Below are 4,914 nucleotides of genomic sequence, written 5' to 3' on the forward strand. Positions count from 1 at the left end.
CAGGGTCCCGGGCCCGATGGTTCACCCGTCGCGCCGAGGCGGTACCGGGGGGATGGCGGCCATGGTGGGGATCTCCGCGGGGTCGATCTTGAACGCCGCCGGATAGGTCGCCGGGTCGGTGGCGTAGGAGGGTTCGGTCGAGCGCCGCGTGTAGACGCACGTGTCGCACACGTACATGATCCATCGGCCGGGCACCGGCGAGGTGGTCAGGACCCGGACGTTCTCGGCGTCACAACGCGGGCAGATCATGGTGTTGTTCACTTCAGCAGTCCCTTGATGATGCTTTCCCAGGTGGCGGTCTCAGCGGGATCGTCGACTTGCTGGGAGTAGTGGCCGCGCTCCTCGGGGGCGATGGGCATCGTGGCGTCGAGGATGACCTTGTGGGTGATGCCGGCCGGGTCGGAGCTCGGGTCCAGGGCGAGTACGGAGGCGTTGGGGACGGTGACGATGTCGTGCTGCGGGTGGAAGCGCACCGACAGGGCCCACATCACCTGGGCGAGGTTGAACGGGTCCACCGTCTCGTCGACCATGATGATCACCTTGCAGTAGGCGAGGCCGTGCGGGGTGGTCATCGCCCGCATGCCCACCGCCTTGGCGAAGCCGCCGTAGCGCTGCTTGACCGAGATGACCGCAAGCAGGCCCTGGGTGTACATGGCGTTGACGGCGGCGACCTCGGGGAAGTCGGCCTTCAGCTGCCGGTACAGGGGCACGCTGGTGTTGAGCGCGAGGGTGTAGTCCATCTCGGTCCACGGCATGCCCAGGTAGAGGTGCTCGAAGATCGGGGCGCTGCGGTGCGTGACGCGGTGGACCTTGATGACCGGCTGGCTTCGGGCACCGGAGTAGTGGCCGGTGAACTCGCCGAAGGGCCCCTCGATCTCCCGCTCCCCGGCGATGATCTCGCCTTCGAGGACGACCTCGGCGCCCCACGGCACGTCAAGCCCGGTCAGCGGCGCCTTGGCGATGCGGTAGGGCGCGCCCTGGATGGCGGCTGCCATCTCGTACTCGGACTGGTCGTAGGCGAGCGGCATCCCGGCCACAGTGGTGATGACTGGCTCGTTGCTGATGGCTATCGCGACGGGCAGGTTCTCGCCGCGTTCCTCGGCCCGGCGCAGATGCAGTCCGATGTCGTGTGCCGCCAGTGGCTGGATGCCGAGCCGGTCCTTGTCCTTGACCTGGATCCGGTAGATACCGACGTTCTGCTTGCCGAAGTTGCCCGGGTCGTCGGGGTCCCGGCTGATGACGCAGGCCTTGTCGATGTAGGTCCCCACGTCATAGCGGTTGAGGCGGAACAGCGGCAGCAGTTGGAACAGGTCGATGCCCTCGGTGAGGGTCGTCTCCTGCCACGGCGCGTCGTCCCGTCGCTCGACCGGACCAGGGAAGGCGTCCCAGCGGCGGGCGAACTCGAAGAACTGGTCCTTGACCGGGGTGTCCTTGTCCAGACCCAGCATGAGGGCGTGGTTGGGCCAGGAGCCGACGACGTTGAGCGCCACCCGCGCCTTGCCGCGCTCGTAGCCGTTGATGTTGTCGAACACCAGCGCGGGACCGCGATCGGTGAGGTTGGAGGTCGCGCGGGCCGCCGCCCCCAGATCGGGCTCGGGGTCGACGGGTTCGGAGTAGGTGAGCAACTGGCCGTTGCGGTCCAGCGTCGCGAGGAATTCTCGCAGGTCGGCATAGGCCACGGTGGGTGTCTCCTTCTTACGGGGCGCGGGCCGGCCGGGAGCCGGGACCGCTGTCTCAGGCGGTGGCGCTGCGGCCGGAGTCGGGCCTGTCGACCGCGACGCGCGGGTTCCAGCCGCTCCATCGGCGCACTGTCGGCAGCGCCAGTCCAAACTGGTCGAGGGTGCGTCCGACGATGTGCTCCACGACGTCGTCGATGCCCGAGGGATGGTTGTAGAACGCGGGTGTGGGCGGCAGCACCGTGACTCCCATCCGGGAGAGCGCGAGCAGGTTCTCCAGATGGATGGTCGACAGCGGGGTCTCGCGGGCCACCAGCACCAGCCGGCGGCGCTCCTTCAAGGTGACGTCCGCGGCACGGCCGATCAGGCCTTCCGCGTACCCGGCGCGGATCCCGGCGACCGTCTTCATGCTGCACGGCACGACCACCATGCCGTCCGTGGGGAACGAACCGCTGGAGATCGCCGCTCCCTGGTCCTCCGGCGCGTAGCTGACGCCGGCCAGGCGGACCACGTCGCGGACGCCGTACGGCGTCTCCTCCGCGATGGTCGCCCGAGCCCACCGGCTCACCACCAGATGGGTTTCCACATCCAGCTCGCGCAGGGCTTCCAGCAGGCGAACCCCGAGGATCGCTCCGGTGGCCCCCGTCATCGCCACCACCAGTCGCACGGCGACCTCCCACTTACCGTCGGTTAGGACGTACGCGCCCTAATTACTCGGCCTACAATACTCCGTGTGCGTCCTAATGCAAGGGGTGAGCGGGATGAGGGAGCTTCCCAATCGTGATGTCAAGCCGCGGCCGGGAGGGGAGGTGAAGCGTGGTAGCACTCGCCGTCACGGATCATCGCCCACAGGACGTTGATGCGACGTCGCGTGAGGGCGAGCAGCGCCTGCTTGTGTCCCTTCCCTTCGCGGCGCTTGCGGTCGTAGTACGCCTTCGAGGCCGGGCAGCAGTGCAAGCTGACCATCGCGGACAGGTACATGCTTCGCAGCAGTCCGCGGTGGTAGCGCCTGGGCCTGCGCAGATTGCCGCTGATACGGCCGGAGTCGCGAGGCTGAGGTGCCAGGCCGGCGAAGCCCGCCAGCCGGTCCGCGCTGCCAAAGGCGTCCATGTGCCCGCCGGTCGCGGCGAGGAACTCGGCACCGAGCCTGGGGCCCATGCCAGGCAGGCTGCGTATCACCTGTGCGTGCGGATGCTCGCGAAACCGGGCCTCGATCAGGGCGTCGAGTTCGGCGATCTCCTCATCGAGGGCCATCACTCCCTTCGTGAGCCGGACCACCATGGCGGCGGCCAGCTTCTCGCCGGGGAGAGCCGTGTGCTGGGCCTGGGCGGCCTGTACCGCTGTCTTCGCCAGGGCGGCGGCAGAGCGCACTTTGCGGTTCTTGAGCCAGGTCTCGATCCGCTTGGCACCGGCGCGGCGGATGGCCGCCGGGGTCTGGTACCCGGTCAGCAGCACCAGGGGGCCTTGGTTGGTCAGGTCCAGGGCGCGCTCCAGGGCGGGGAAGATCTCAAGCAGTTGGGCGCGGAGCCGGTTGATCTGCCGCGTGCGGTCGAAGACGAGGTCCAGGCGGCGGGTGGTGAGCGTGCGCAGGTCGACGGCGATCTCGTCGCCGGGCCGCAGCAGGCCGATGTCACGGCGGACGCGGACCTGGTCGGCGATGACGAAGGCGTCCTCGGCGTCGGTTTTCCCCTCGCCCCGGTAGGTGGCCGAGGCCCGGTGCACCGCCAGGCCGGTGAGGTAGGCGACGGGCTGTTCATGGCTGGCCAGCAGGGCGATGAGCAGGGAAGCCCCGCCGTGGTTGAGGTCGACGGCCCACAGCACGTCGCGGGAGATCTCCAGAACGTCGCCGATCAGCTTCAGCAGTTCGGTCTCGTCGTTTTGGACCCGGCGGGACAGCAGCCGCGATCCTTCCGCGTTGATCACCGCGCAGTGGTGGTGAGTCTTGCCGACGTCCACCCCGGCCCAGATCTCGGGCACGGTCACCTCCGTCAGCTCGTCCTGCACAGTTCCCGCAGACGACCTCGCCGGCGTTGCCCTACAGCAGCGATCGAGTCGCGTCTCCCAATCAGCGGTCGAGTCGTCGCGGAGCCCGAGGCGGCCAAGCTCCCTAAGCCATCCGACGGCTCCCGTATGACAGCCATACCCCGGGCCCCCGGGTCCACCGATCTTACAAATGACCAGTTCAGACCACGTCAGAAAGGTAGGGCCCGGTATGAGCGAGGAAGGCAACACGCCGGAAGCCGCCGCGTCGGCGGCGGTGAAAGGCGTCACCGAGGAACAGGTCCGGGCGCTGGTGCTCCGCGGAACCAGCGGCGCGGGGCATGTGATCCGGCGGCTGTTCCAGCAGCGGACGCGACTGTGGCAGGGGACCGTACCGGGAGACCTGACAGGGCCTCAGTTCACCGTGCTGGGCATCCTGTACCTGCACGGGAACATGGACCAGGGGACCCTGGGCCGGTACTCGGGGCTGGACAAGTCCACCGCCGCCCCGGTCCTGGAACGGCTGCGGCGGCGCGGTCTGATCGCCATCACCCGTGCCCCTGCCGACGCCCGCCGCAAGCTGCTGGAACTCACCGCCGATGGCAGGGAAACGGTGATCAGCGCGGCGCCGCACGCCGCGGACGTCGAGGAGCAGCTGCTCGCGGTGCTGCCGTCCGCTGAACGCGAGGAGTTCTTCCGGCTGGCCGCGCTGATCCTCGGCCCCGAGACGGCCGACTGACCAGGAGCGAGTTCTCACCCCAGGGCGGACAACCGCCGGCTGACGTCGGTGCCTTGCCCGACCCTGGATGCTGGCGGACGGAGAACCTGCCGCGGTTCCGGCCACGGCGGGTTCCGCACTTCCATATTCCGTTCGGAGCTCTGAGCGCGGACCGGATCCCTACCAGCGGCTCGCCGCACCGCTTAGGATGCGCGTCATGTATGACGACGGTTTGGTGGAGTGTACGGACGAGGAACTCATCATCCGCCGATAGTACTTCCCGTGGGGCGCCGCCAAGCGGATCCGGCTCTGCGACATCCGGGAGCTGCGCTGGGTTGCCCAGCCGCATGGCAGCTGGCGGCTTTGGGGCTCCGGCGACTTCGTGCACTGGCTCAACCTGGACTCTCGCCGACCGCGGAAGAGGGCTGCGCTCGTCGTCGATCTGGGCCGGACGGTCAAACCGGTCACCACGCCCGACGAGCCGGCCCGGCTGGTGGCGGAGCTCGCCGCCCGCGGAGTCACGGTGTCGGGGAACAACCC

Annotated in this window: 5 protein-coding genes; 1 reads left to right on the forward strand and 4 read right to left on the reverse strand. The window is 68.8% G+C overall.

Annotation, left to right across the window (positions count from 1 at the left end):
- Positions 1-21 precede the first annotated feature (21 nt).
- From FCI23_RS53985 to FCI23_RS54000, 4 genes are all read right to left on the reverse strand, one after another.
- The gene (locus tag FCI23_RS53985; protein WP_211265892.1) at positions 22-261 is read right to left on the reverse strand and encodes a non-oxidative hydroxyarylic acid decarboxylases subunit D; all 240 of its coding nucleotides are present in this window, start codon (positions 259-261) and stop codon (positions 22-24) included.
- Positions 258-1,679 (reverse strand): non-oxidative hydroxyarylic acid decarboxylases subunit C, encoded by a 1,422-nt coding sequence (locus FCI23_RS53990; RefSeq protein WP_136731524.1) that lies wholly within the window; start codon positions 1,677-1,679, stop codon positions 258-260. The genes FCI23_RS53985 and FCI23_RS53990 overlap by 4 nt, the downstream gene beginning before the upstream one ends.
- A 55-nt stretch (positions 1,680-1,734) precedes the next feature.
- Entirely contained in the window at positions 1,735-2,343 is a 609-nt protein-coding gene (locus FCI23_RS53995) for a UbiX family flavin prenyltransferase (protein ID WP_136731525.1), read from the reverse strand.
- Between the two features lie 119 nt (positions 2,344-2,462).
- Positions 2,463-3,653, reverse strand: coding sequence for an IS110 family RNA-guided transposase (locus FCI23_RS54000; RefSeq protein ID WP_136731526.1), 1,191 nt, complete (start codon positions 3,651-3,653; stop codon positions 2,463-2,465).
- Between the two features lie 235 nt (positions 3,654-3,888).
- Between FCI23_RS54000 and FCI23_RS54005 the strand changes: the two genes are divergently transcribed.
- On the forward strand, positions 3,889-4,395 hold the full coding sequence (locus tag FCI23_RS54005) for a MarR family winged helix-turn-helix transcriptional regulator (RefSeq protein ID WP_136731527.1): 507 nt from the start codon (positions 3,889-3,891) through the stop codon (positions 4,393-4,395).
- Positions 4,396-4,914: the final 519 nt, after the last annotated feature.

The organism is Actinacidiphila oryziradicis, assembly GCF_005047355.1.
Taxonomy (GTDB): Bacteria; Actinomycetota; Actinomycetes; order Streptomycetales; family Streptomycetaceae; genus Actinacidiphila; species Actinacidiphila oryziradicis.